At 60.8% G+C, this 23,462-nt stretch carries 22 protein-coding genes; 12 read left to right on the forward strand and 10 right to left on the reverse strand.

Features of this window, described 5'->3' with window-relative positions:
* Window positions 1-194 precede the first annotated feature (194 nt).
* A complete protein-coding gene (locus HU736_RS20755; protein ID WP_186700720.1) occupies window positions 195-1,088 on the forward strand; it encodes a formate/nitrite transporter family protein in 894 nt (297 codons plus the stop codon).
* A 3-nt stretch (window positions 1,089-1,091) separates the two neighbouring features.
* Here HU736_RS20755 and HU736_RS20760 read toward each other — a convergent pair whose 3' ends face one another.
* On the reverse strand, window positions 1,092-2,186 hold the full coding sequence (locus tag HU736_RS20760; protein WP_186700722.1) for an MBL fold metallo-hydrolase: 1,095 nt from the start codon (window positions 2,184-2,186) through the stop codon (window positions 1,092-1,094).
* 125 nt (window positions 2,187-2,311) lie between these two features.
* Between HU736_RS20760 and HU736_RS20765 the strand changes: the two genes are divergently transcribed.
* On the forward strand, window positions 2,312-3,388 hold the full coding sequence (locus tag HU736_RS20765) for a diguanylate cyclase (protein ID WP_103438316.1): 1,077 nt from the start codon (window positions 2,312-2,314) through the stop codon (window positions 3,386-3,388).
* A gap of 12 nt (window positions 3,389-3,400) precedes the next feature.
* Here the strand turns inward: HU736_RS20765 and HU736_RS20770 are convergent, their stop codons facing one another.
* Window positions 3,401-3,721: a DUF2025 family protein gene (locus tag HU736_RS20770; RefSeq protein ID WP_103438317.1), complete on the reverse strand. Its 321-nt coding sequence runs from the start codon at window positions 3,719-3,721 to the stop codon at window positions 3,401-3,403.
* A 185-nt stretch (window positions 3,722-3,906) separates the two neighbouring features.
* Here HU736_RS20770 and HU736_RS20775 point away from each other — a divergent pair, with 185 nt between their 5' ends.
* Window positions 3,907-5,124, forward strand: coding sequence for a GAF domain-containing sensor histidine kinase (locus HU736_RS20775; protein WP_186700724.1), 1,218 nt, complete (start codon window positions 3,907-3,909; stop codon window positions 5,122-5,124).
* A gap of 89 nt (window positions 5,125-5,213) precedes the next feature.
* Here HU736_RS20775 and ccoM read toward each other — a convergent pair whose 3' ends face one another.
* From ccoM to HU736_RS20790, 4 genes are all read right to left on the reverse strand, one after another.
* Window positions 5,214-5,330: a cytochrome c oxidase subunit CcoM gene (gene ccoM / locus HU736_RS21985; RefSeq protein WP_275967712.1), complete on the reverse strand. Its 117-nt coding sequence runs from the start codon at window positions 5,328-5,330 to the stop codon at window positions 5,214-5,216.
* A 135-nt stretch (window positions 5,331-5,465) separates the two neighbouring features.
* Window positions 5,466-5,627 carry a hypothetical protein gene (locus HU736_RS20780; protein ID WP_186700726.1) on the reverse strand — a complete coding sequence of 54 codons (162 nt, stop codon included), beginning with the start codon at window positions 5,625-5,627 and terminating at the stop codon, window positions 5,466-5,468.
* A 60-nt stretch (window positions 5,628-5,687) separates the two neighbouring features.
* Window positions 5,688-6,014 (reverse strand): aspartate-semialdehyde dehydrogenase, encoded by a 327-nt coding sequence (locus HU736_RS20785; protein WP_101321792.1) that lies wholly within the window; start codon window positions 6,012-6,014, stop codon window positions 5,688-5,690.
* An 89-nt stretch (window positions 6,015-6,103) separates the two neighbouring features.
* Complete coding sequence (locus tag HU736_RS20790) at window positions 6,104-6,799, reverse strand: M949_RS01915 family surface polysaccharide biosynthesis protein (protein ID WP_186700728.1); 696 nt, start codon at window positions 6,797-6,799, stop codon at window positions 6,104-6,106.
* 122 nt (window positions 6,800-6,921) lie between these two features.
* On the opposite strand from HU736_RS20790, the gene rapA reads away from it, so the two are divergent.
* A complete protein-coding gene (gene rapA / locus HU736_RS20795; protein WP_186700730.1) occupies window positions 6,922-9,768 on the forward strand; it encodes an RNA polymerase-associated protein RapA in 2,847 nt (948 codons plus the stop codon).
* 198 nt (window positions 9,769-9,966) lie between these two features.
* Window positions 9,967-12,231 (forward strand): putative bifunctional diguanylate cyclase/phosphodiesterase, encoded by a 2,265-nt coding sequence (locus HU736_RS20800; protein ID WP_186700731.1) that lies wholly within the window; start codon window positions 9,967-9,969, stop codon window positions 12,229-12,231.
* Here the strand turns inward: HU736_RS20800 and HU736_RS20805 are convergent.
* Both HU736_RS20805 and HU736_RS20810 read right to left on the reverse strand, forming a co-directional pair.
* Entirely contained in the window at window positions 12,131-13,018 is an 888-nt protein-coding gene (locus tag HU736_RS20805; protein ID WP_186700732.1) for an NAD(P)-dependent oxidoreductase, read from the reverse strand. The two genes, HU736_RS20800 and HU736_RS20805, sit on opposite strands and share 101 nt — an antisense overlap.
* A gap of 230 nt (window positions 13,019-13,248) precedes the next feature.
* Entirely contained in the window at window positions 13,249-13,560 is a 312-nt protein-coding gene (locus HU736_RS20810; protein ID WP_103438323.1) for a DUF2288 domain-containing protein, read from the reverse strand.
* 356 nt (window positions 13,561-13,916) lie between these two features.
* Here HU736_RS20810 and HU736_RS20815 point away from each other — a divergent pair, with 356 nt between their 5' ends.
* The 7 genes from HU736_RS20815 to HU736_RS20845 all read left to right on the forward strand — a co-directional run bounded on the left by HU736_RS20815 (window position 13,917) and on the right by HU736_RS20845 (window position 21,407).
* Window positions 13,917-15,032 (forward strand): branched-chain amino acid ABC transporter substrate-binding protein, encoded by a 1,116-nt coding sequence (locus HU736_RS20815; RefSeq protein ID WP_150571553.1) that lies wholly within the window; start codon window positions 13,917-13,919, stop codon window positions 15,030-15,032.
* A gap of 224 nt (window positions 15,033-15,256) precedes the next feature.
* Window positions 15,257-16,180 (forward strand): high-affinity branched-chain amino acid ABC transporter permease LivH, encoded by a 924-nt coding sequence (gene livH, locus HU736_RS20820; protein WP_101321800.1) that lies wholly within the window; start codon window positions 15,257-15,259, stop codon window positions 16,178-16,180.
* Window positions 16,177-17,433: a high-affinity branched-chain amino acid ABC transporter permease LivM gene (locus HU736_RS20825; RefSeq protein ID WP_101321801.1), complete on the forward strand. Its 1,257-nt coding sequence runs from the start codon at window positions 16,177-16,179 to the stop codon at window positions 17,431-17,433. The genes livH and HU736_RS20825 overlap by 4 nt, the downstream gene beginning before the upstream one ends.
* On the forward strand, window positions 17,430-18,197 hold the full coding sequence (livG, locus tag HU736_RS20830) for a high-affinity branched-chain amino acid ABC transporter ATP-binding protein LivG (RefSeq protein ID WP_101321802.1): 768 nt from the start codon (window positions 17,430-17,432) through the stop codon (window positions 18,195-18,197). The genes HU736_RS20825 and livG overlap by 4 nt, the downstream gene beginning before the upstream one ends.
* On the forward strand, window positions 18,197-18,898 hold the full coding sequence (locus HU736_RS20835) for an ABC transporter ATP-binding protein (protein ID WP_101321803.1): 702 nt from the start codon (window positions 18,197-18,199) through the stop codon (window positions 18,896-18,898). The genes livG and HU736_RS20835 overlap by 1 nt, the downstream gene beginning before the upstream one ends.
* Window positions 18,899-19,017: 119 nt before the next feature.
* On the forward strand, window positions 19,018-19,692 hold the full coding sequence (locus HU736_RS20840; protein ID WP_186700733.1) for a COG3650 family protein: 675 nt from the start codon (window positions 19,018-19,020) through the stop codon (window positions 19,690-19,692).
* 104 nt (window positions 19,693-19,796) lie between these two features.
* The gene (locus tag HU736_RS20845) at window positions 19,797-21,407 is read left to right on the forward strand and encodes an NAD(P)/FAD-dependent oxidoreductase (protein ID WP_186700734.1); all 1,611 of its coding nucleotides are present in this window, start codon (window positions 19,797-19,799) and stop codon (window positions 21,405-21,407) included.
* A gap of 69 nt (window positions 21,408-21,476) precedes the next feature.
* Here the strand turns inward: HU736_RS20845 and HU736_RS20850 are convergent, their stop codons facing one another.
* Together HU736_RS20850 and pdxH are read right to left on the reverse strand one after the other, a co-directional pair.
* A complete protein-coding gene (locus tag HU736_RS20850; protein ID WP_101321806.1) occupies window positions 21,477-21,938 on the reverse strand; it encodes an outer membrane lipoprotein in 462 nt (153 codons plus the stop codon).
* An 870-nt stretch (window positions 21,939-22,808) separates the two neighbouring features.
* Window positions 22,809-23,456 carry a pyridoxamine 5'-phosphate oxidase gene (gene pdxH, locus HU736_RS20855; RefSeq protein ID WP_103438327.1) on the reverse strand — a complete coding sequence of 216 codons (648 nt, stop codon included), beginning with the start codon at window positions 23,454-23,456 and terminating at the stop codon, window positions 22,809-22,811.
* Window positions 23,457-23,462: the final 6 nt, after the last annotated feature.

The raw sequence follows: 23,462 nt of genomic DNA on the forward strand, positions 1-23,462 counted from the left end.
GCTACTACCAACCTCAAGCGTTTAACACTTGCCTCGCTGCGACTGCATCGCTGCGAGGTGGCGAATAATACGCGATCTGAATTTGGAGTCAACACCTTGATCTGAAAAAACTTTCGCACTGATAACACCCTTCCCGGCAACTAAACAGCGGCGCAATTGATCTGTAGAGAAACACCCAGAGGAGCACAGCGGTAATGAGCGATGCGCACAGCGACAAAACCCCTGGCCTGTCGGCGGATGAAGAACAGGAAATCAGCCATAACCAACCGCCCCGGGCAGCGGTGCTGCACGAGATCATCCGCGCCCAAGGCGACCAGGAGCTGGAGCGAACCCTCGCCGCGCTGTGGTGGTCGGCACTTGCCGCCGGCCTCAGCATGGGCCTGTCGTTGATGGCTATGGGCTTGTTCTATGCCCGCCTGCCAGAAGGTGACAGTGCACAGGTCATCGCCAGCCTTGGCTACTGCGCCGGGTTTCTCGCCGTGATCCTGGCGCGCCAGCAGCTGTTTACCGAAAACACGCTCACTGCCGTGCTGCCAGTGATGACTACCCCGACCCTGGGCAACCTCGGCCGCTTGCTGCGTTTGTGGAGCGTGGTGCTGCTGGGCAATATGGCCGGCACGCTGCTGGTGTCCTGGGTCATGCTCGAGCTGCCGATTTTCGACAGCAAGGCAGACGTGGCATTCCTGGAGATAGGCCGCAAGGTCATGCACAACGACATCAGCCAGATGTTTGCCAAAGGCATCATATCGGGCTGGATGATCGCAACCATGGTCTGGATGATCCCGGCAATGGAGAACGCCAAGATCTGGATCATCCTGCTGATCACCTACATGATGGCCCTCGGCGACTTCACCCATATCGTGGTGGGCTCGGTTGAGGTTTCCTACCTGGTCTGGGCTGGCGATGAAACCTGGCAGGCTTTTCTGTTCGAGTTTGCCCTGCCTACCTTGGCCGGCAACATCATCGGTGGCAGCTTCATCTTTGCCTTGATCAGCCACGCCCAGGTACGCAGCGACAGCGGCAAGCCACCGTCCAAGCTATTAAAGGAAGCCAACCAAAATAACGATCGCCAAGAGCCGCATCTTTAATAGCTAACGCGAGACAACTGAACTGGGTTGCGCCCTGCCCTGCTGACGCAGGGGGCGCGGTTGCCACCAGTTCTGCCCGGCGTGGGGTGAGTCGAGGCTGACACGCTCGCCCATCTGCGGCGTACTCAGTTTGACGTGAGCAGCGCCGGCCAGCGCGAGAATACGTTCGAACGGTTCCTGCCAGGTATGGGTAGACAAATCAAAGGTGCCATTGTGGATAGGCAGCATCCAACGCCCACGCAGATCCAGGTGCGCTTGCAAGCTTTGCTCGGGCTGCATGTGCACGCTGGGCCAGGCCAGGTTGTAGGCGCCGGTTTCAATCAGCGTGAGGTCGAACGGACCGTAGCGCTCGCCTATCTGACGAAAGCCATCGAAGTAACCGGTATCGCCACTGAAAAACAGCCGCAGCCCGTCATCGATGATCACCCAGGAGGCCCACAACGTCTGATTGCTGTCAAACAGACCGCGCCCGGAGAAGTGCTGCGCAGGTGTGGCGGCAAAGCGCACGCCCGCCACCTCCGCCTCCTGCCACCAATCGAGTTGGCGCACCTTGCCAGCTGGCACACCCCACCCGATCAGGCGGTCACCAACTCCTAGCGGCACCAGGAAAACATCCGTGCGCGGCGCCAATTGGCGAATGGCATGCTCGTCGAGGTGATCGAAGTGATCATGGGACAGGATCACGGCTGCCAACGGCGGAATTTCGTTGGGCGCCAACGGCGAAGGGTGAAAGCGCTGCGGCCCGGCCCACTGCACCGGCGAGGCGCGCTCGGCAAACACCGGGTCGGTGAGGAAAAAGCGCCCACGCAGCTTGAGCAGTATCGTCGAGTGCCCCAGCCGCCACAGACTGTGGTCTGGTGAATCAAGCAACTGCTGCCGGCTCATCGGCTGCAAGGTAATAGCCGTCGCTGGCCGCGTTTGCGATGGTTTGCGCAAGAACAGGTATTTGAGACCAATGCGCAGTTTTTTCAGCATGCCGTCCTGTGGCAGGGCCGCATGGTTGTGAAAGCGCCCATCCTGATAACGCGCCGGTTCACCGGCGGGGGAGTCCGTGGGCAGCATGAACAGGAGCACTCCGCAGAGAAACAAGGCCTTCATATTACCCCACAGCGTTGGATCAACCGTGAATTGGCTTGTAAGGTCATTTTTCGCTGCGGTGAGTCTGTTGAACAATATTCACGCGATTTATGCGATAAACGGCGTCCCACGGAAGAACCACGACCATGATCGACAACAGAAGCGGCAAGGGACTCTCATTCGTCAGGCGCATCTACCTGCCCAGGATTCTCGGCATGGCCATCGGCCTGTTCAGCGTGATGGCCGCCATGGCGCCGCTGCACCCTCCCGGCTGGATCTGGGCATTGATGCTGGCCAATGGTTTGCTCTGGCCACACGTTGCTTATCTATGGGCCAAGCATTCCACTGCGCCCTACCGCGCCGAACAACGCAACCTGCTGCTGGACTCACTGATGGGCGGCTTCTGGGTGGCGGCCATGCATTTCAATCCTTTGCCCACCGTGACCATCCTGTCGATGATGACCATGAACAATGTTGCCGCCGGCGGCAAAGCCCTGCTGGCGCGCGGGCTGCTCGGGCAATTGGCCGGGATGCTGCTCGCCAGCGCGATCCTAGGCAGCGGCCTGCAGTTGCAGACCAGCGCCCTGCAGGTCTGGGCGTGCCTGCCAATGCTCGCCCTGTATCCCATGGCGCTGGGATGGGTGTGTTATCACCTGGCGATCAACCTGGCCGACCATAAACGTCAGCTCAGCGCACTGAGCCGTACCGACAGCCTGACTGGTTTGCTCAATCACGGCTCATGGAAGGACCTGCTCTTGCTCAAGTTCCAGATCAGCCGCCAACAGCGCCTGCCGGCAATGATCGCCCTGATCGACATTGACCATTTCAAGGCCATCAACGACACCTATGGTCACGTCGTCGGTGACTGTGTGCTGCGCCATTTGAGCCAGGAGCTGCAGCGCAGCCTTGGCCCGGATGATCAGGCTGGGCGCTACGGTGGCGACGAGTTCTGCGTGATATTCCCAGGGGCTGACCAAGCCCGGGCTGGGCTGGCGATGGAAGCGCTGCGTGAGCGGGTAAATGCCTACCGCAACCCGCAACTACCCATGTTACGGATCAGTCTGAGCATTGGTCTGGCAGCCTATGATGAGCTTTTGAAGTCGCCGGAGCACTGGCTGGAACACGCCGACAAAGCACTCTATGCCGCCAAACATCAGGGCCGCGACCAGGTCAGCTTCAATCATGGGCCTGCTGCCCCGCTCAGGCTGGCATACCCAGACTGAGCGGGGCCACGTTCAACGCAGACGGCGCTCAGCGACTATCTCCGGCAGGTCGCTGCGCTGCAGATAAATGCGCAACGGCTCGGCGATATTCAGGCGGTCGTCCACATGCTGGCTGAGCAGCAGGGCCAGGCGCTCACGGCACAAAGCCATGCGCTGCCCGGACTCGGCCCGCCAGACGAATTCGCTACACGGTGTAATGCTGTCGTCCGCCACATCCATGCCAAACGCATCTTCGGAAAAGCGCACGATATGACTGCCGCGCTTGGCGTGATAACCGACAAAGCCATTGAGCTGGTCGGCGGCGCTGCAGATGTCTTGAGAAGTGATGGCCATGGCGTACCTCGCTAATTAAGTGAGTGACGCACGCAAAGCCTGCGGCGACCTCTGGCGGGCCACGCGCAGCTGCCAGCCTAGCGCAACTGGCCAGCGCTTCGCCAAGCTTTTTGATCTGCTCCTGACAAGCCCGCTAGAATACCCGGCAAATCATTGATGTGGCCCAAGGGGCCGTGGAACCCTGCATGAACAACGCGGTAAGTTCCGACATCGCCACCATTGGTCGCATCAGTGCGGTGCCGGCGATTCTTCAGGTTATTTGCCAGAGCACCGGCATGCGCTTCGCTGCTGTCGCGCGCGTAACAGAGCACAGCTGGACCGCCTGCGCAGTGCTGGATGGCCTTGGATTTGGCCTGGACGTAGGCGGGGAACTGGATGTCACCACGACGTTGTGCGATGTAATTCGCAGTTCACATCAAGCCATCGTCATCGATAAGGCCAGTGAAGACCCGCTCTACTGCAACCACCCCACTCCGATACAGTACAAGTTCGAAAGCTACATCTCGGTGCCCGTATATCTCCAGGATGGCAGTTTCTTCGGCACGATCTGCGCTCTCGACCCCGAGCCTTTTGCCCTGAAGAACAGCGCAATACAGCCGATGATAGAAGGCTTTGCCAAGCTACTTTCAGTGCAGATGGAACATGAAGAACACGCCCAGCGCACCGAGTTCGCGTTGCAGCAGGAGCGAGCGATGGCAGAGGTGCGCGAGCAGTTCATTGCCGTGCTGGGCCACGACCTGCGCAACCCGCTGTTTGCAATCACTGCCGGCGCAGAGCTGCTGGTGCAGCGCCTGACCGAGCAAAAACACCAGGCTCTGGCAAAGCACATCCTCACTTGCGGTCAACGGGCGAGCAATCTTGTGCGTGATGTGCTGGACTTCGCCCGCGGCCGCCTGGGCAGCGGTATCGCCCTTGCGCAGCAGCCGTGCCATGACCTGGCTGAGGTACTGCGGCACGTAGCCTCGGAACTGCAACGCGTCCACCCACAGCGCCAATTGCAGCTGCAACTGGGTGAGATCGGCGGTTTGTATTGTGACCCTGAGCGGATTGCCCAGTTGTTATCCAACCTGATCGCCAACGCCCTGGTTCATGGTGACCCGCAGGGTACGGTGACGGTCGGTGCAAACATTCATGACGGCCACTTCCTGCTCAGCGTACATAACCTGGGCGAGCCGATCCCCGCGCAGACCCTCGCTCAGCTGTTTCAGCCCTTTACCCGAATACGCGCCACAGCCCATCAACAAGGCCTGGGCCTAGGCCTGTACATTGCCAAGCAAATCGCCCTCGCCCACGGCGGGCACATGCAAGTGGCATCAAGCCTTGCGGGCGGAACTGTATTCAGCTTTCACCTGGCCGTTGATCGGCCTGAGACGGCTATTCAAGCACTGTTGCCGGAACAGTAAGCCGCGCTGCGCCAGCAAGAAAATCCAGACAAAAAAATGGGCGACCGAAGTCGCCCTAAATGCCTTGCGTGCTCATGAATCGGGAAGGATCAGCGCTGTTTGCGCTTGTGCGAATCCTTCCAGATGAAAATGCCCAGACCGGCGAAGAAGACCAGCATCAAACCGACCGTCACAACACCTGCGATAACCACATTGTCGAAGAACATGTCGGCGCTCCCTGTTTATCTGCCGTCGTCCGATGGATGTAAGGTAGCGAATAGGAGCAGGGAGAAAATTGACCGGGGTCAATAGTGCCCGGGACCGGGCACTGGAGGTGGGCGCAGGGTTGACCTGCGTCAAGTTCAGCGCTTCTTGGGTTTGTTCTTGGGCTTTTTCTTTTTGCCAGCGGTCAGCGGCATGGCTTGCTCGAAGGCCTGGCGCATTTCATCAAGACGCTTGTCCTTGATGTCATGGATACGTTTGGCGCGCTCGGCACCGAAGTCGATCAGGTTGTCTTCACTCATGGACGGGCCCGGCTGTCAGCAGATAAGTGCATGATGCCGCCAGGCGTCGATGTTGGCCAGTCAGACTTCGATATCGACCAGCAGACCCTGGCGCGGGCGTTCGCCCAGAGGCGCTACAGGCACGGTGTTGTCGGCATTGAGTTCCTCACCGGCGAGTGCCTCGTAACGCTCGTCATCCTCATCGTGGCGGCGCTGATGCTGGCGGCGCTGCTCTTCACGCAGGAGCAAGGCCTGCTCGTTGGGGTCGCGCTGCTGCTTGAGGTTGATCGAGCTGTCGTCGGGAGCTGGCTGCGCAGGGACAACCGGGCGGATGTCCGGTGTCTGTTTGACCGGGTCGTGCTGGGTGGTCACGGGCATGGCACTGAGTGGAATGATCGGCGGCAGCATTGAGGTTCTCCTGTCACTACTGTATCGGCCGGTGTGAACCGGCCTTGAGTGCCTCACTACGGGAAACGAGCGCCGCCAGCCAGGCTTGCTTAATCGGGTAGATCGTCATCTGCATCATCCGGCTCAGGGCTGACTTCGCTCCACGGCCGTTTGTAGACCTTCTGCCACACCGCATCCAGATGATCACGCAGGACCTGCGCGGCATTCTTCAGTGAAGCGCTATCAACCCGCTCACCGCCGATAGGTTGTTCACCTGCCGGGCTGATCAAGGACTGACCGGTGATGCTGTAGACCGAAGCACCTTCACGCAGTTCGATTGCAATGTCATGCGGGTCAATACCACCACCGCAGAATGCGTGGCTGGCCACCGTCACTTCGGCGACACCGTCGCCATTCAGATCGCTGACGTCACTGACATCGGTATAGAAGTCGATATCCAGGTCCAGCCCCGGGCAGGTGGTCTCTTGCTCGATCTGCCAGCGCGGCTTGAACGCTTCGCTGCCGGCAGTGCGCCCGTACAGGGTGGCTTTGAGCACCACCTTGTCGACTTCCTGCTCGCTCTCGGGGTCACTGGCCTGGCCATCGGTACGGCTCAACACCAACAGCCCCTCGCCGTCGCGGTCGCGAAAATGCACGCTCTTGATCGGTGTACGCACACCCAGCACCTCAAGCTGCTCGGCGGCGATCGGCGCCAAGGACTGGAAATTGTTCTGCTCGCAACCGCCCATCAGCAGCAAGCTGCCCAGGCCCACGGAAGCGGTCAACCAACGGTACTTGGCAGGCATTGGGCTGGGTATCCTCGTCGCTGCGGGTGGGCGTCGATGAAACGGCTAGTCTGTTAACTCTTTGGTCTGCCCGGTCTATCCGTTAACATAGCCGGCTTTTCATCGGCGGGAGTTCAGGCAGTATGGCGCAGCAGTATCAACCGGGGCAACGCTGGATCAGCGACAGCGAAGCCGAGCTCGGCCTGGGTACCATCCTGGCACAGGATGGCCGCTTGCTGACCGTGCTGTACCCGGCCACTGGCGACACCCGTCAATATTCCCTGCGCAATGCGCCGCTGACCCGCGTGCGCTTCTCGCCGGGCGACCAGATCACTCATTTCGAAGGCTGGAAGCTGACCGTGCGCGAGGTCGATGACGTCGACGGCTTGATGGTCTACCACGGCCTCGACGCACAGAACCAGCCGCGCACCCTGCCGGAAACCCAGCTGTCCAACTTCATCCAGTTCCGCCTGGCCAGCGACCGCCTGTTCGCCGGGCAGATCGACCAGCTGGCGTGGTTCTCGCTGCGTTACAACACCCTGCAGCACAACAGCAAACAGATGCTGTCGAGCCTGTGGGGGCTGGGCGGCTGCCGCGCGCAACCGATCGCGCACCAGCTGCACATCGCCCGTGAGGTCGCTGACCGGATCGCCCCGCGCGTTCTGCTGGCCGATGAAGTAGGCCTGGGCAAGACCATCGAAGCAGGCCTGGTGATTCACCGCCAACTGCTTACCGGCCGCGCCAACCGGGTGCTGATCCTCGTTCCAGAAAATCTCCAGCACCAGTGGCTGGTAGAGATGCGCCGGCGCTTCAACCTGCAGGTAGCGCTGTTCGACGCCGAACGTTTCATTGAAAGCGATGCCAGCAACCCATTCGAAGACGCCCAGCTGGCGTTGGTCGCGCTGGAGTGGCTGGTCGAAGACGAGAAGGCTCAGGACGCGCTGTTCGCCGCCGGCTGGGACCTGATGGTGGTCGATGAAGCGCACCACCTGGTCTGGCACGAAGAAAACGCCAGCGCGGAATATTCCCTGGTCGAGCAACTGGCCGAGGTCATCCCTGGCGTGCTGCTGCTGACCGCGACCCCCGAGCAACTTGGCCAGGACAGCCACTTCGCGCGCCTGCGTCTGCTCGACCCGCATCGCTTCCACGACCTGGCAGCCTTCCGCGCCGAGAGCGAGAACTACCGCCCGGTCGCCGAAGCAGTGCAGGAGCTGCTCGAACAAGGCCGCCTGTCGCCCAAGGCCCACGCCACTATCCACGGTTTCCTCGGTGCCGAAGGCGAAGCCTTGTTGACTGCGGTCAACGATGGCGACAGCGAAGCCAGCGCGCGCTTGATCCGCGAGCTGCTCGATCGCCACGGTACCGGCCGCGTGCTGTTCCGTAACACCCGTGCTGCCGTGCAAGGCTTCCCCGAGCGTCATCTGCATCCCTACCCGCTGCCTAACCCTGAGCAGTACAGCGCACTGCCGGCTGGCGAGCGCGCCGAGCTGTATCCGGAAGTGGCCTTCCAGGCCCAGGGCCCAGGCGATGACGAGCAACGCTGGTGGCGCTTCGACCCACGGGTCGACTGGCTGATCGACACGCTGAAAATGCTCAAGCGCACCAAGGTCCTGGTGATCTGCGCCCACGCCGAAACCGCGATGGACCTGGAAGACGCCCTGCGCGTGCGCTCCGGCATCCCGACCACGGTATTCCATGAGGGAATGAGCATCCTCGAGCGGGATCGCGCGGCAGCCTACTTCGCCGATGAAGAGTTCGGCGCTCAAGTACTGATCTGCTCGGAAATCGGTAGTGAGGGCCGCAACTTCCAGTTCGCTCATCACCTGGTGATGTTCGACCTGCCTGCCCACCCCGACCTGCTCGAGCAGCGCATTGGCCGTCTCGACCGGATCGGCCAGAAGCACACCATCGAGCTGCATATCCCGTACCTGCAGGACAGCCCGCAAGAGCGCTTGTTCCAGTGGTACCACCTGGCACTGAATGCGTTCCTCGCCACTTGCCCGACCGGCAACGCCCTGCAACATCGCCACGGTTCGCGCTTGCTTTCGCTGCTCGGCGATGGCGAAGCCAGCGCCTGGAACATCCTGGTGGACGAAGCCCGCGCTGACCGCGAGCGCCTCGAGTCCGAACTGCACAGCGGCCGCGACCGCTTGCTCGAGCTCAACTCCGGCGGTGCTGGCGAAGGTCAGGCACTGGTCGAGGCGATCCTGGAGCAGGACGACCAGTTCGCCCTGCCTATTTATATGGAAACCCTGTTCGATGCCTTTGGTATCGACAGCGAGGACCATTCAGAAAACGCCCTGATCCTCAAACCGAGCGAAAAGATGCTCGACGCCAGCTTCCCACTGGGTGACGACGAAGGCGTGACCATCACCTACGACCGGGCCCAGGCATTGTCGCGCGAAGACATGCAATTCCTGACCTGGGAACACCCAATGGTACAGGGTGGCATGGACCTGGTGCTGTCTGGGTCGATGGGCAACACCGCCGTAGCGTTGATCAAGAACAAGGCGCTCAAGCCAGGCACCGTCCTGCTCGAACTGCTCTACGTCAGTGAAGTGGTCGCGCCTCGCAGCCTGCAACTTGGCCGTTACCTGCCGACCGCTGCCCTGCGCTGTTTGCTTGATGCCAACGGCAACGACCTGGCCGCACGGGTGGCCTTCGAGACGCTCAACGAGCAGCTCGAAAGTGTGCCGCGGGCCAGCGCCAACAAGTTCATCCAGGCGCAACGCGATGTATTGGCCCAGCGCATCAGTGGTGCCGAAGCCAAGATCGAGCCGGTGCACGTCGAGCGTGTGGCCGAGGCGCAGCGTCGCCTGGCTGCCGAAGCGGATGAGGAGTTGGCACGCCTGACCGCACTCAAGGCCGTCAACCCGACGGTACGTGACAGCGAAATCGATGCGCTGCGTGCACAGCGTGAGCAGGGCTTGGCCATGCTCGACAAGGCGGCTTTGCGTCTGGAAGCGATTCGGGTGCTGGTCGCGGGCTGATTAGTCTGAGCACGACTCCCAGCAGTAAAAACCAGGGCGCCTTACGGCGCCCTTTTTTATTTCCGCCCGCTATCAGCCTGATAACCAAATCGTAGCAACCAAATTGCCATTAATCAGGAAGGCTTAACTACCTTTTCCTATACTGCGTGTTCATGAGTCTCCTTCGGGGGCGGATGCAGGGCACCACGGAGAGGCGCGATGGAGTGGCTGGGACTGCAATTGTTCGCCGAGCTACCGGCAACCGGACAGATCGTTATCGACTGCCGTCACGAGCCATTGCTGATCATTCTGGCCTATATCGTCGTCAGCGCTGCGGCGTTTGCCACCCTGGATATGGCTGAGCGCCAATGCCACAGCGAGAACGACAACGCTCGCCGGCAATGGCGGATCCTCGGCGCATGCTGCCTGGCAGGCGGTATCTGGGCCTTGCACTTCATCAGCATGCTGGCCTTGCACGCGCCGCTGGAAACCCACTATGACGCCGCGCTGACAGGGTTGTCGTTACTGCTTGCCCTACTCGCCTCGTGGTTCGCCATGCACAGCCTTGAGCGCCATGTGATGAGCCCGCGTCATTACCTGCAAGCGGCCACGTTCATCGGCCTCGGTGTGACCTTGATGCACTACGTCGGCATGGCGGCAATGAAGACCAGCGCCGTGCAGTACTACCAGACCAGCCTGCTGCTGGCCTCGTTGCTGATTGCCATTGTCGCCAGCCTGCTGGCGCTGGTCATGGCGCGTTACTTTCGCAACGGCAGCGGCACCCTGCATCTGGCCATGAAGTACGGCGCCAGCCTGCTGATGGCCGGGGGTATCGTGGCTACCCATTTTACCGGCATGGCGGCCATGACCCTGGTGATCCCGGCAGACGCCGCGCTGAGCCTGCCGTCCACTGACAACAGCCTGCAGTTGGGCCTGACCGTTGCCTGCATCACCCTGCTGATCAGCGCCAGCAGCATCAGTGCGGCGCTGGCCGACAAAAAACTGCAAAGCAAGGAGCACGACCTGCGCCGGGTCAGTGTGCTGCTCAGCCAGCTTGACCAGGCCCGGGTGTCGCTGCAGCAGGCCGCGCACTACGATGCACTGACCAACCTGATCAACCGCCGCGGTTTCAACCAGGTGTTTGCCGAACGTCTTGCCGAGCACGCCGCAAATGAAGGCATGCTGGCGGTGATGTTCCTCGACATCGACCACTTCAAGCGGATCAACGACAGCCTCGGCCACGCCGCCGGCGATGATCTGCTCAAGGTCATCGCCGACCACATCAAAGCCGCAACCCGCAGCCAGGATCTGGTGGCGCGGTTTGGCGGCGACGAATTCTGCATCGTCACCAGCCTGCACAGCCGGGACGAGGCCCGTCACCTGGCGCAGCGGATCATGCAGCGGATGAAAGAGCCGATCGACCTGGGCGGACGGCGTATGGTCATGACCACCAGTATCGGCATCAGCATCTATCCGGACGACGGCCGCAATGCCGAAGAATTGCTGAAAAACGCCGACCTGGCGCTTTATCAGTCCAAAGGCTGCGGACGCAACAACCTCAACTTCTTCAATAGCAGTCTGCGTGTTCGCGCGACCCTGGAACTGCAGTTGGAGGAAGAACTGCGGGTTGCCTTGCTCGAAGAACGCGGCCTGTGCGTGCACTACCAACCGATTTTCGACGTACGCAGCGGTCAAGTGGCCAAGCTGGAAGCGCTGGTGCGCTGGCAACACCCGCAGCACGGTCTGCTCGGGCCCGAGCGCTTCATCGGCATCGCCGAAGCCAACGGGCTGATCGCCGAGCTGGATCTGTGGGTGCTGCGCCGCGCCTGCGCCGACCTCGCCCGGCTCAATCAGCATGGTTACGCCAGCCTCAAGGTCACGGTCAATTGCTCGGCGCTGACCCTGGCCCGCGAAGAGCTCCCAGATGACGTCGAACAGGCCTTGTTCCAGGCTGGCCTGGCGCCGCGACAACTGGAACTGGAGGTCACCGAAAATGCCCTGATGGGCGACATTCAGCAGGTCATCAACCTGCTCAAGCGGATTCGCGCGCAAGGCGTGGCGCTGTCGATCGATGACTTCGGCACTGGCTATTCGTCGCTGGCTTACCTCAAACGCCTGCCGCTGGACGTGCTGAAGATCGATCGTTCATTTATCCAGGAAGTCCCGGTCAGCCAGAAAGACCGTGAGATCGTCCAGGCAATCATCATGATGGCCCACACCCTGCACCTGCAGGTAGTCACCGAAGGCGTCGAAACCGTGGAGCAACAGCAGTTTCTGGTCAGCCATAGCTGTGATTACCTGCAAGGCTACCTGCTCAGCCGACCGGTGCCGTTGACCGAGCTGTACCCGGTACTGGAGCGCCTCGACCGCCAGCAACCGGCGCTCAGGGCAGATGCCGATACAGCTCAACCAGAGTTGCCGGATCTTTTTCCAGGCAGCCCTGGCTACCGTGCAAGCGCATCAGTTGCGCGGCGAGGCCACTGATCGGTGCGGCCGAGCCCTGCTCGTGGGACAGTTTGACGGCGCCATCGAGGTCCTTGAGCAGCGTGCGTACATGCCACTTGACCGGTTCGAACTCGCTCGCTGCCATCTGCGGCGCAAGTATCTGCAGCGGCTTGGAATCGGCAAAGCCACCGGCCAGCGCTTCGGCGATCAAACTGGCATCGACGCCGGAGCGCTCGGCGAGGGCGACCACTTCGGCAATCACCAAGGCATTGCAGGCAACGATCATCTGGTTGCAGGCTTTGGTGACCTGGCCCGTGCCTACCGCGCCCATGTGAGTCACGCGCTGACCGAGCTGCATCAGCACCGGCCGGGCCCGGGCCAGATCTTGCGCTGCGCCGCCAACCATGATCGCCAGGCTACCGGCGGTGGCCCCGGCTGTGCCGCCAGACACTGGCGCATCCAGCCAGGCCATGCCACAACGCGCTGCCAGCTCGGCTGCCATTGCCCGCGTCGCACTGGGCTCAAGGCTGGACAGGTCGACCAACAACTGCCCGTGCCGACCGCCTGCGGCCACCCCCTGTTCACCAAACACCACCTCGCGGACCACGCTGGCGTCCGCCAGGCACAACAGCACCATATCGCTGTACTGGCTCAGCTCTGCAGGGCTCGCCGCCAGCCGGGCGCCGGCAGCGACCAACTCGGCGCACTTGTGCGGGCTGCGGTTCCATACCGTCAATGGATAACCGGCAGCCAACAGGCGACGGCACATCGGCAGGCCCATCAAGCCAATCCCAGCGAAACCCAACGCAGGCAATGCAGTACTCATAGCAACTCCATCAACGGTGTGTGTGTGTGTGCAACAGCAACCAGCAAGTGACGGTGCCACCCTGGCCTCGACTTGAGCGCAGTGGCGAGCGCCCTGCACCTTTATTACGCATTCCGTAAACTGTTACCGCTGTGCCGAACGATGCTTGCGGTGTTACTTACTTCTACCTTACGTGCACGTCAACGCGCACCATAAGCAGCCGCCTGCCTGTTTCTACGCACCAAAAAAGCTCACTGATTTGTAGCGGGCTTTGTCTGCATGAGCACGAATGGCGAAACCACCACAGCCCAGATTTGCGGATCACGGGCCTGCATGTCTAGCGCCTGCTCTGCCGATACCGGTACGACAGTGCCATCCGCCCGCCATTTGGCGAACATTTCACCTTGGTTTTCGGCCATCGCCGCAGCAACGGTAATCAGGTCCAGATCGGGGTCGACCCAAATCAGGTCACCCTTTGCCCAGAAACGCTCCAGCGCCTTCCACTCAATGATTGCAGTCTCACCAAGCAATTTGGCATAGAGGGTGCTTGTTTGATCAGTCATGGGTTCCTACCAGCAAGAATCGGCCAACTTAAAGGCCGCCATTTTTGCAGAAAAACCCGGTTGCAAATATGTAATTTGCTCGACAGCTCCCGAGTATGGGGGATTCATCGCTGAATAGAGGCTATTTGATGGCGCTATTCTGTATGTTTATGTCGATCACGCGACACCCCGCGAAACAGACGCTTTTTGATGGCTTTTCAAGCGTCGAGCCAGCGCTCTACACTGTACCGGTACAGTTCCGGGACATGTTCCGGGGGAAGGTGGGCGTGCATATGGCGTGGCCATTGCACATCCCGCCCGGTCTGTAGCCCTGACCGCCAGGACTATAAGAATTACAACAGAATGAGTGGAGCACTATGATCAAGATTTCCAAGCTGTTCGCTGCAATGGTACTGGCCGGCGTAGCCAGCCATTCGTTTGCTGCCGATACCATCAAGATCGGTATCGCCGGCCCGAAAACCGGTCCTGTCACCCAGTACGGCGACATGCAGTTCATCGGCGCCAAGCAAGCCATCAAGGACATCAACGCCAAGGGCGGCGTCGATGGCAAGATGCTTGAGGCCAAGGAATATGACGACGCTTGCGACCCTAAACAAGCAGTGGCCGTAGCCAACAAAGTGGTCAACGATGGCGTCAAGTACGTAATCGGTCACCTGTGCTCCAGCTCCACCCAGCCTGCATCCGACATCTACGAAGACGAAGGCGTGATCATGATCACCCCGGCTGCCACCAGCCCGGAAATCACGGCCCGTGGCTACAAGATGATCTTCCGCACCATCGGCCTGGACAGCGCGCAAGGCCCTGCTGCTGGCAACTACATCGCCGACCACGTCAAGCCTAAGGTCGTTGCAGTACTGCACGACAAGCAGCAATACGGTGAAGGCATCGCTACCGCGGTCAAACAGACCCTGGAAAGCAAAGGCACCAAAGTTGCCGTGTTCGAAGGCCTGAACGCGGGTGACAAGGACTTCTCCTCGATCATCCAGAAGCTCAAGCAGAACAACGTCGACTTCGTTTACTACGGCGGCTACCACCCAGAACTGGGCCTGATCCTGCGCCAGGCGCAAGAAAAAGGCCTGAAAGCCAAGTTCATGGGCCCGGAAGGTGTCGGCAACGACTCCATCTCGCAGATCGCCCAAGGCGCTTCGGAAGGCCTGCTGGTGACCCTGCCGAAGTCGTTCGACGCTGACCCTGCGAACAAGGCCATTGCCGATGCCATCAAGGCTGACGGCAAGGACCCAAGCGGCCCGTTCGTGTTCCCGGCCTACTCCGCTGTGCAGTTGATCGCTGACGGTATCGTTGCGGCCAAGTCCGAAGACGCCGACAAAGTGGCTGCAGCCATCCACGCTGGCACCTTCAAGACCCCGACCGGCGACCTGTCGTATGACGCCAAGGGCGACCTGAAAGACTTCAAGTTCGTGGTTTACGAATGGCACTTCGGCAAGCCGAAGACCGAAGTCTCCCCGCAGTAACTGCGTGATCAATAGCTGACCGAAAAGCCCACTGTGCGAGCAGTGGGCTTTGTTTTACGAGGTTCATGAGAACGATTGCCGTGATCCGGCAGCCGCCTCACCTGAAAATCTTAAAACCGTCACCCGCGGTTCACTGGCCGAGCCCTGCCATCGTCGCACAGACCACGAGGCGCGCCGGGTTACCCCCCGCCAGCGAATGCAATCAGGTTTTTAGGAGCGCTGTAATGCCTGAGATCTACCATTTCTTCCAACAACTGGTTAATGGATTGACCATCGGCAGCACCTATGCCTTGATCGCCATCGGTTACACGATGGTGTACGGCATCATTGGCATGATCAACTTCGCCCACGGCGAGGTGTACATGATCGGGTCCTACGTGGCATTCATTGCACTTGCCGGGCTGGCCATGATGGGCATCCATTCCCTGCCGATACTGATGACCGTGGCGTTCATTGCCACAATCTGCGTTACCAGTGCCTATGGCTATAGCATCGAGCGCGTTGCCTACCGCCCGTTACGCAACAGTAACCGTCTGATCCCGCTGATCTCTGCCATCGGCATGTCGATCTTCCTGCAGAACACTGTGCTGCTGTCACAGGATTCCAAGGACAAGTCGATCCCCAACCTGATCCCTGGGAGCTTCTCCTTCGGCCCGGGCGGCGCAGAGGAAGTGCTGATTTCCTACATGCAGGTACTGGTGTTCGTCGTCACCCTGGTGGCCATGACCCTGTTGACCCTGTTCATCTCCCGTTCCCGCCTGGGCCGCGCCTGCCGCGCCTGTGCCGAGGACATCAAGATGGCCAACCTGCTCGGTATCAACACCAACAACATCATTGCCCTGACCTTCGTCATTGGCGCCGCACTGGCGGCAGTGGCAGCCGTGTTGCTGAGCATGCAATACGGGGTGATCAACCCCAACGCCGGCTTCCTGGTGGGCTTGAAAGCCTTCACCGCGGCAGTCCTGGGCGGCATCGGCAGTATTCCGGGCGCCATGCTCGGTGGCCTGGTGCTGGGTGTGGCCGAAGCCTTTGGCGCCGATATCTTCGGTGACCAGTACAAGGACGTCGTGGCGTTCGGGCTGTTGGTTCTGGTGCTGTTGTTCCGGCCGACCGGCATTCTGGGCCGTCCGGAGGTTGAGAAAGTATGAACAAGAATATCAAACAAGCGTTTTTCAGCGCCCTGCTGGTCTGGGCCGTGGCCTTCCCGGTACTTGGCCTGAAGCTGAGCATCGACGGCATCAACCTGATCGTGCATAGCCAGGGGCCGTTCACCATCACCGTGATTGCGGTGTGTTCGGTGTTGATGTTCCTGCGGGTGTTGTTCGACAAGCAGTGGAGCGCAGTGACTGCCCGTGGCTCGGACCGCAAGTTGATCTCGCCAGCGGTGAGCAACTTCCTGACCTTGCCCAAGACCCAGCGCTGGATCATCCTCGGCCTGATCGTGGTGGCATTGGTCTGGCCGTTCTTCGGCTCGCGCGGCGCGGTCGACATTGCTACGTTGATCCTGATCTACGTGATGCTCGGTCTGGGGCTGAACATCGTCGTCGGCCTGGCCGGCCTGCTCGATTTGGGTTATGTCGGCTTTTACGCAGTGGGTGCCTACAGTTACGCCATGCTGTCGCACTACTACGGGCTGAGCTTCTGGATCTGCCTGCCGATTGCCGGCCTGATGGCAGCCACCTTCGGCTTCTTGCTGGGCTTCCCGGTATTGCGCTTGCGCGGTGACTATCTGGCGATCGTGACCCTCGGTTTCGGTGAGATCATCCGGCTGTTCCTGCGTAACCTGACCGACCTCACCGGCGGCCCCAACGGCATCAGCAACATCCCCAAGCCAACCTTCTTCGGGCTGTCGTTCGAGCGTCGCGCGGCTGAAGGCATGCAAACCTTCCACGAGTACTTCGGCATCGAGTACAACTCGATCAACAAGGTCATCTTCCTCTACCTGGTAGCGTTGTTGCTCGCCTTGCTGGCCTTGTTCGTGATCAACCGGCTGCTGCGCATGCCAATCGGGCGGGCGTGGGAAGCACTGCGTGAAGACGAGATCGCCTGCCGCGCGTTGGGCCTCAACCCCACCGTGATCAAGCTCTCGGCATTCACCCTGGGCGCCTGCTTCGCCGGTTTTGCCGGCAGCTTCTTCGCCGCACGGCAAGGGCTGGTGACACCGGAGTCGTTCACCTTCATCGAGTCGGCAATCATCCTCGCCATCGTTGTGCTGGGCGGTATGGGTTCGCAGTTGGGCGTGATTCTCGCGGCCATCGTGATGATCCTGCTGCCGGAGCTGATGCGTGAATTCAGCGAATACCGCATGTTGATGTTCGGTGCGCTGATGGTGTTGATGATGATCTGGCGTCCGCAGGGCTTGCTGCCTATGCAACGACCACATATGGAGCTGCGCCGATGAGCCGCGAAATTCTGCAAGTCAGCGGCCTGAGCATGCGCTTCGGCGGCTTGTTGGCGGTCAACGGCGTGGCCCTGACCGTCAAGGAAAAACAAGTGGTGGCGCTGATCGGCCCGAACGGCGCCGGCAAGACCACGGTGTTCAACTGCCTGACCGGCTTCTACAAGCCAAGTGGCGGTACCATTCTGCTCGACGGCCAGCCGATTCAGGGCCTGGCCGGCCATCAGATCGCCCGCAAGGGTGTGGTGCGGACCTTCCAGAACGTGCGTCTGTTCAAAGAGATGACCGCCCTGGAAAACCTCTTGATCGCCCAGCACCGGCACTTGAACACCAACTTCTTTGCCGGCCTGTTCAAGACCCCGAGCTTTCGCCGCAGCGAACACGAAGCCATGGAGCGCGCGCAATACTGGCTGGACAAGGTCAACCTGACCGAGTTCGCCAACCGCACTGCTGGTACCCTCGCCTACGGCCAGCAGCGTCGCCTGGAGATCGCCCGCTGCATGATGACCCAACCGCGGATCATCATGCTCGACGAACCTGCCGCCGGCTTGAACCCCAAGGAAACCGAAGACCTCAAGGCATTGATCGGCTACCTGCGCGAATCCCACAACGTGACTGTGCTGCTGATCGAGCACGACATGAAACTGGTGATGAGCATCTCCGACCATATCGTCGTGATCAACCAGGGCACGCCCCTGGCCGATGGTACCCCGGAGCAGATCCGTGACAATCCTGATGTGATCAAGGCCTATCTGGGGGAAGCGTAATGCTCAAATTCGAAAACGTTTCCACCTTCTACGGCAAGATCCAGGCGCTGCATGGCGTCAACGTCGAAATCAATCAGGGCGAGATCGTCACCCTGATCGGCGCCAACGGTGCCGGCAAGTCGACCTTGCTGATGACCCTGTGCGGCTCGCCGCAGGCGCACAGTGGCAGCATCAAATACCTGGGGGAAGAGCTGGTCGGCCAGCCGTCTTCGCACATCATGCGCAAGAGCATCGCCGTGGTCCCCGAAGGCCGCCGCGTGTTTGCCCGTCTGACTGTCGAAGAGAACCTGGCCATGGGCGGTTTCTTCACCGACAAGGGCGATTACCAGGAGCAGCTGGACAAGGTCCTGCAGCTGTTTCCGCGCTTGAAAGAGCGCTACTCACAGCGTGGCGGCACCATGTCTGGTGGCGAACAGCAGATGCTGGCGATTGGTCGTGCGCTGATGAGCAAGCCCAAGTTGCTGCTGCTCGACGAACCGTCGCTGGGGCTGGCGCCAATCATCATTCAGCAGATCTTCGACATCATCGAACAACTGCGCCGTGATGGTGTAACGGTATTCCTGGTCGAGCAAAACGCCAACCAGGCACTGAAGATCGCTGACCGTGCCTATGTATTGGAGAACGGTCACGTGGTCATGCAGGGCACTGGCGAAGCGTTGTTGAGTGACCCGAAGGTGCGAGACGCATATCTCGGCGGTTGATTCTTCGTGTAATTCATTGGGGCCGCTTTGCGGCCCCAATCGTTTCACCACCCCTTGTGATCCCGGGTACTGCTCGGTAACGTGCGCACTTCACCCGCCGCGTCCCCGGAGCCTCACCCATGCGTTGCACCCCTCCTCTGCTGCTCGCCACCCTGCTGCCACTGTTCGCCGGCTGCCAGATGCTTGCCGACAAACCGGTCGACCCTGAGCTTGGCACCACGCGCATGCAGGGCGAACTGAGCGCCAGCGGCGGTCATCTGCTGTTCAAACCTTGCAGCGAAAGCCGTTCGTTCGTGGTCAATGATGCCGGCGCAACGGGCATCCTGCAGGAAGCCTCGAACCTGGCCCACGGCGCTGGCGACAAGCTGTTCGCCGATGTCCGCGGGCGCCTTGCCGGCAGCAAGCAGGCCAACAGCGACGGCCAGCTGGATGTGCGCCGGCTGTATCGCCTGGAGCCTTCGGCCAGTGCCTGCGAAGACCCCAACTTCAAGCAACTGACCCTGCGCGCCGGCGGCCATGCGCCGGAATGGGACATCAAGGCCAGCGGCAAGGGCATGGTCCTCAACCGCGCCGGCCAGCCGCCGCTGCCACTGCCGTTCCTTGAAGAGCAGATGCCCGGCGGTGGCCTCAACCTGTCCAGCGAAGCCAATGGCCAGCGCATCGAACTGTGGCTCGCTCCGCAGCGCTGCGTCGACAGCGTCACCGGCGCCGTGCGCCACCTGCGTGCCGAGCTGCGCCTCGATGGCCAGACCGTGCACGGCTGCGCTTACTACGGCGGCGCCCGCGACAACTGATCGCCTAGTGGTTTTTATCCTGCCTTTGAGCCCGGCGAACAGCTTATACTTGGCGGTTTGTGTAAAGCCGCCGGCCGCCAGAGGCCGGGATACTGGACCCTGCCATGCTACGAATCACCGAACTGAAGCTGCCCCTGGACCATCCTGACGAAGCCCTGCGCGAGGCCATCCTCCAGCGCCTGGGTATTGCCGATGGCCAGTTGCTGAGCTTCACCCTGTTCAAGCGCAGCTACGATGCTCGCAAGAAGAACAGCGAACTACTGTTCATCTACACCATCGACCTGCACGCCAGCAACGAAGCCGAACTGCTGCACAAGTTCGCCGACGATCACAACATCAGCGTTGCCCCCGACGTCAGCTACAAGTACGTCGGCCAGGCTCCTGCAGAGCTGCAGGAGCGGCCTCTGGTAGTCGGCTTCGGCCCGTGCGGGATCTTTGCCGGGCTGTTGCTGGCGCAGATGGGCTTCAAGCCGATCGTGCTTGAGCGTGGCAAGGAAGTCCGCCAGCGAACCAAGGACACCTGGGGCCTGTGGCGCAAAAGCGTGCTCAACCCCGAGTCCAACGTACAGTTTGGCGAAGGCGGCGCCGGGACCTTCTCCGACGGCAAGCTGTACAGCCAGATCAAGGACCCGCTGCACCACGGCCGCAAAGTGCTGGAAGAGTTCGTCAAGGCCGGTGCGCCAGACGAGATCCTGTTCATCAACAAGCCGCACATCGGGACCTTCCGCCTGACCGGCATGGTCGAGAACATGCGCGAGCAGATCATCGCCCTCGGTGGCGAAGTGCGCTTCGAGCAAAAAGTCAGCGACTTGCTCCTCGATGGCGAACAGCTCACCGGTGTGGTCCTCGACAGCGGCGAACAGCTGCACTCGCGGCACGTGGTGCTGGCTCTGGGCCACAGCGCGCGTGACACCTTCCGCATGCTGCACGCGAAGGGTGTGTTCATGGAAGCCAAGCCGTTCTCGGTCGGTTTCCGCATCGAGCACCCACAGACCTTGATCGACAAGGCGCGCCTGGGCAAATACGCCGGCCACCCGAAACTCGGCGCCGCTGACTACAAGTTGGTCTATCACGCCAAGAACGGTCGCTCGGTGTACAGCTTCTGCATGTGCCCGGGCGGCACTGTGGTTGCGGCAACCAGCGAGCCTGGCCGAGTTGTGACCAACGGCATGAGCCAGTACTCGCGTAACGAGCGCAATGCCAACTCGGGCATCGTCGTCGGCATCGACCCAGAACGGGATTACCCGGGCGGACCGCTTGCCGGCATCGAGTTGCAGGAGCGGCTTGAGACACTCGCCTATGAGCTGGGCGGCAGCAATTACCAGGCGCCGGCGCAACTGGTTGGCGACTTTGTCGCCGGTCGGCCTTCGACCGCGCTGGGCAGTGTCGAGCCTTCGTACAAGCCAGGCGTGACCTTGGGTGACCTGGCGCTGAGCCTGCCCGATTTCGCTATCGAGGCCATCCGCGAGGCGCTGCCGGCGTTCGATCGGCAGATCAAGGGCTACAACCTGCACGACGCAGTACTGACCGGGCTCGAGACGCGGACCTCCTCGCCGCTGCGCATCACCCGTGATGCCAGCTTCCAGAGCATCAACGTCAAGGGCCTGTTCCCGGCCGGTGAAGGTGCAGGTTACGCGGGTGGTATTCTGTCGGCAGGTGTCGACGGCATTCGCATCGCTGAAGCCGTAGCGCGGGATATCCTCGGGCTGCAGTGAGCTGAAACCCAGGCGTAAAAAAACCCCGATCGGCACTGCCAATCGGGGTTTTTGCTTTCAGCGCGGCTTTCAGTGAGTGACGCGGCTGGTGCCATCTACAGTCATGATACGGACACGCTCGCCCACGCGGAAGATTTCATTCTCCTGCACGGCCTGTACGTAAGCACGGGTGCTGCCGTCATCTTCACGCACAGTGATTTCGACGCCCTGGGTGCGGGTGATGCCTTCTTCAGCAGCCGAACCTGCCAGGCCACCGGCTACAGCACCGATCACAGCGGCAACGATGCTGCCGCGACCACCGCCAATGGCGCTACCGGCCACGCCGCCGACCACAGCACCGGCGCCGCCGCCGATTGGGGTCTTGGTACCTTCGATTTTCACCGGACGCAGGGCTTCGATGGTACCCATGCGTACGGTCTGCACGCGGCGGGCTTCATCACGGGAGTAGCTGTCACCGGTCAGGCTCGAGGCACAACCGCCGAGCAGCAGCGACATGGTGGTGAACGCCACCACCAGAACAGATTTACGCATGGGTTGTATCTCCATAAGACAGGTGACCATTAGACGCTGCAGGTTGACGGCTGTCACGGTGCATACGTAACAAAAATGCATTCATTCAGCGTCGGTACAGGGTGTGTGCTGACGCTTGATTGTCAGACCTTGGATCGGCTTGGATTACTGCATTGGGTTTGGGATTGGTTGGGGCGATTTGGGGGGATTGGGGGCTTATCCATTTTGTGTGGTGGAAGTGATGGCCCCTTTCGCCCTTACGGCGAGTCACTTTTTTGGCAAACGCCCCAAAAGTAATCCAAAAAGGGCTCGCTCCTACATACAGCCCCTTCGCTGCGCTACGGGGTTCCCTCGCTCCGGCCTCTTGAAGTCGCAGGTAGATCAAGATCAAGAGCACGCCTCGCTGCGCTGGCGCAGAGCGGGATCAGGGCGACTGCTGGATTGGGTACGGAATGAGATTGCTGCGGCACGGCACGACACAAGCTTTTGACTTTGACTCTAGCTCTTGATCTGCGCCAGCGCAGCGAGGCGTGCCCTTGATCTTGATCTGCTTTTGATCTTGATCCACCGGCGACTCAGGAGGCCGAGCGCAGGTCTTGCGAAGGGAGGTGACGGCCATGGATGGCCGGCAAGCGCTGCGGGCCAGGATGGCCCGTACAGCGCGGTCCTCCCGGGAGCAAGACCGGAGCGAGGGAACCCCGCAGCGCAGCGAAGGGGCCGGATGTGGAGCCAAGCCCTTTTTTGGTTACTTTTTTTGGGGCGTTTGCCAAAAAAGTGACTCGCCGTAAAGGCGAAAGGGGCCCGATCAGCCACCACAAAAAACGTATAAGCCCACAGTAACCGCGAACAACCCAGAACTGCCAAAGCAGCCCAGGCCGCCGGCTACCAACCTCAGGGAGCCAACCGCTCCCGAGCCCACTGCCCCGCCACCAGACGATAATTCAGCCGATCATGCAACCGGCTAGCCCTACCCTGCCAGAACTCAACCCGCTCCGGCAGCAAACGATACCCCCCCCAATGCTCAGGACAATGCGGCTGAACCTGCGAAAACCGCGCTTCAGTAGCCTTGACCAAAGCCTCCAGCTCTTCACGCCCAGCAATCACCCGACTCTGCGGCGAAGCCCAAGCCCCCAGGCGACTCCCCAGAGGCCGCACCTGGTAATAATCATCGGACTCCTGCGCAGTAACCTTCTCAACCCGCCCTTCAATCCGCACCTGACGCTCCAGCGCCGGCCAGAAGAAGGTCATCGCCGCAAACGGGTTAGCCTGCAAATGCTGCCCCTTCGCGCTGTCATAGTTGCTGAAAAAGGTGAATCCCTGAGCATCCAGGCCCTTCAACAGCAACACCCGGCAATGCGGACGTCCATCGGCATCGACCGTAGCCAGCGTCATGGCATTGGCCTCGACCGGCGCCTGTTCGGTTTTTACAGCATCGGCAAACCACTGGTGGAACAGCGCAAACGGCTCATCCGGCGCCCGGCTTTCGGCCAGGCCATCACGGGTGTAGTCGCGGCGCATATCGGCCAGAGATTGAGTCATGACAGC

The organism is Pseudomonas shirazensis, assembly GCF_014268785.2.
Classification (GTDB): domain Bacteria; phylum Pseudomonadota; class Gammaproteobacteria; order Pseudomonadales; family Pseudomonadaceae; genus Aquipseudomonas; species Aquipseudomonas shirazensis.